Origin of the sequence: uncultured Wocania sp., assembly GCF_964021735.1 — a bacterium.
Lineage (GTDB): Bacteria > Bacteroidota > Bacteroidia > Flavobacteriales > Flavobacteriaceae > Wocania_A.
The window spans coordinates 1-3,250 of record NZ_CAXIBN010000251.1; the positions used below are offsets into that span (position 1 = coordinate 1).

The 3,250-nt window shown below is 29.7% G+C and carries 4 protein-coding genes; all 4 read left to right on the forward strand.

The genetic code is table 11. The annotated features are described in order from the left end of the window. A partial coding sequence (gene lptC, locus AADI82_RS14530; protein WP_341217137.1) for an LPS export ABC transporter periplasmic protein LptC occupies positions 1–477 on the forward strand: 477 nt, incomplete at its 5' end. 66 nt (positions 478–543) lie between these two features. Further along, complete coding sequence (locus tag AADI82_RS14535; RefSeq protein ID WP_341217138.1) at positions 544–738, forward strand: hypothetical protein; 195 nt, start codon at positions 544–546, stop codon at positions 736–738. Then, positions 739–2,028: a hemolysin family protein gene (locus tag AADI82_RS14540; protein WP_341217139.1), complete on the forward strand. Its 1,290-nt coding sequence runs from the start codon at positions 739–741 to the stop codon at positions 2,026–2,028. A gap of 203 nt (positions 2,029–2,231) precedes the next feature. Further along, positions 2,232–3,250, forward strand: a 1,019-nt coding sequence (locus tag AADI82_RS14545; RefSeq protein WP_341217140.1) for a SurA N-terminal domain-containing protein, incomplete at its 3' end; no start/stop codon positions are given.

Below are 3,250 nucleotides of genomic sequence, written 5' to 3' on the forward strand. Positions count from 1 at the left end.
AATTTAGATGACGTTCAGAAAATGGGTATGTCTGAAAATGAACCTATTGGAGTTGCTGAAAACTTTAACCTAAAACATACAGATTCAGGTAAGCTTAAAGCCATTCTTATTAGCCCTAAAATGTTAGATTACTCAAATAGAAATTTTCCGTTTAATGAATTTCCAAAAGGTATTATACTCGATATATATGATGACGAAAATAAAAAGAGTATAGTTGTATCAGACTATGCAATCATTTATAACAACACAAATCTTATAGATTTACAAGGCAATGTAAAAATAACAACAAGTACAAACGATACGTTGTATGCCGAACAATTGTTTTACGATCAGAAAAAAGAATGGTTATTTACTAATAAGCCAGTAAAATTCAGGCAAGGCTTAGATGTTATTTATGGTAATGGTTTCGATTCTAATTCAAAATTCACCAATGCTGAAGTACTTGAAGTAACAGGTACAATTACACTTGACGAATAACTAAAATTCATCAAACGCTGCTTCTCTATTTTAATTATCTTTGCGGTAGTTTAATTTATATTCAAAATGAAATATTCTAAAATTTTTCAATATGCTTATTTAGTATTTGCTGTATTATTTATATACGATGCTATTTCAAAGTATATGAGTAATGGAGAAGTAGCATATACTTCAATTTTGCTAGGAGCACTCGCCATTTTTATGTTTTTCTTTAGAAGAAAGTTTGGTAAAAAATTTGAAAACAGAAACAATTCAAACTAAATGAGCCTTTATGTTATTATCATAATTGTTTCATTAATACTATCGGCTTTTTTTTCAGGGATGGAGATTGCTTATATTTCTTCAAACAAAATTCATATTGAAATTGAAAAAAAACAAGATGGCATTCTTGCAAAAATATTAAGTAAACTTACTGCAAAGCCATCAAAATTTATTACTACTATGTTAATTGGCAATAACATAGCATTGGTAATATATGGTTTTTTTATGGGTGATTTACTGGTTAATTGGTTTCGATCTATGTTACCAACATCATCAGTTTTTGCAAATTATTTATTAAACGATTTAAGTTTATTATCGCAAACCATTATCTCAACTTTTGTTATTTTAATAACTGCAGAGTTTTTGCCAAAAGTATTTTTTCAAATTTATTCAAACACACTCATAAAAGTATTAGCAGTACCAGCTTATATATTTTATGTGTTGTTTTCATTTATTTCAGATTTTGTTATTTGGATTTCAGATTTTATACTTAAATATTTTTTTAAAACGGAAGGCGATCAAATTCAATTGGCATTTACAAAAGTAGAATTAGGTAATTATATTAGTGAGCAAATGGAATCGGTTGAAGCGCATGACGAAGTAGATACCGAAATTCAAATTTTTCAAAATGCTTTAGAGTTTTCGGAGGTTAAAGCCCGAGAAGTTATGGTGCCTAGAACTGAGATAATTGCTGTAGAAATTAACGAATCTATAAAAACACTTAATGCACTTTTTACTGAAACAGGGTGCACTAAAATTTTAGTATATAAAGAAACGGTTGACGATATTTTAGGTTATGTACACTCGTTCGAGTTGTTTAAAAAGCCAAAAACCATAAAATCTGCAATGCTGCCTGTAGAGTATATTCCAGAAACGGTACTTATTAAAGATGTACTTAATGTACTTACAAAAAAACATAAAAGTATAGCGGTTGTTTTAGATGAATATGGCGGAACATCGGGGATTATGACTGTTGAAGATATTGTTGAAGAACTTTTTGGCGAGATAGAGGATGAACACGACACCGTAGTTTTAATTGAAGAAAAAATTGATGACGAAACATTCACTTTTTCAGCACGTTTAGAGGTCGATTATTTAAATGAAACCTACAAATTAAATCTTACTGAAAATGAAAACTACGAAACTTTAGGAGGTTTAATTGTTAACCAAACGGAACAAATTCCAGCAAAGGGTGATGTTGTTATTATTGACGGATTTCAGTTTACCATTTTAGAAGTATCAAATACTAAAATTGATTTAGTCGAACTCAAACTTTTAGGAGAAGATTAGTGTTTCTTCAAACTGAACTTGTTTCAGTTTCTCATAATAAATTATATCTGTATCATTTAATGCAATTAAAGCATCTTTCTACTTTTATTATTAAATAGAAAATGGTATTTTCGCGCACTGTATTTTATCAAAAAACAGATTTTAGATACAAACAACTTAACAAGCATAATCCCAAATTAAGGATTTTTAAATTTTAATTACAAATGGCAGTTTTAAATAAGATTAGACAACGTTCACTATTTTTAATATTAATTATAGCACTAGCGTTATTTTCTTTCGTATTAGCAGATTTATTTAAAAATAGCGATGCGCTAACATCTAAATCACAAAATATTGTTGCTACTATTAATGGTAAAGACATTACCCGCGAAGACTTTTTACAAAAAGTAGAGATAGCACAAAAGCGTGCTGGTGCAACAGCAACAAACACACAAGTAATGAATAGTGTTTGGGAGCAAGAAGTTAGGCAAGCTGTTATGGAAACGCAATATGAAGCTTTAGGAATCTCTATTGAAAAAGACCAAATGAGAGATTTGCTTAAAACTGCAATGGCAACTAATCCAGAGTTTTTAAATGAAGCAGGTCTATTTGATGAGAATAAGCTAAACGAGTTTATTGCTAATCTTAAAGAATTGTCTCCACAACCAGGATTTATTGGCGGACAACCATTAACATTTGCAGACTGGGTTAATTATGAGAAACAATTAGCAAACAATGCGTTAAACCAAAACTATTTTAACTTAGTAAAAGCAGGTTTAACGGGCACGCTTGCCGAAGGTGAATTAGAGCATAAATTACAAGGCAATAAAGTAGATATTAAGTATGTTCAAGTACCTTATGCATCAATTCCTGATAGCACAGTTACAGTTTCTAAATCTGATATTTCAGACTATATTAATAAAAACAAAAAGCAGTTTGAGGTTGAAGCTTCAAGAGATATTAAATATGTTGAGTTTAAAGAAGCCGCAACTATTGAAGATGAAAATGAAATAAAAGATAAATTAATTAGTCTTATAAAAGGAAAAGAAGATAACCCAACAACACCAGACGTAAACGAAGCAGTTATTAGTTTTTCTAAAACTACTGATAATGAGGAATTTGTTAACTCGAATTCTGATATTAAATTTGATAATCGTTTTGTTTTTAAATCATCTTTACCAACCACGGTTGCAGATAGTATTTTTAATCTAAATGAAGGGGAGGTTTATGGCCCATATAAAGA

Excerpts from the sequence above, each read along its gene's own strand:
- AADI82_RS14535 (WP_341217138.1), top strand. The coding sequence starts at position 544 with ATGAAATATTCTAAAATTTTTCAATATGCTTATTTAGTATTTGCTGTA.
- AADI82_RS14540 (WP_341217139.1), top strand. The coding sequence starts at position 739 with ATGAGCCTTTATGTTATTATCATAATTGTTTCATTAATACTATCGGCT.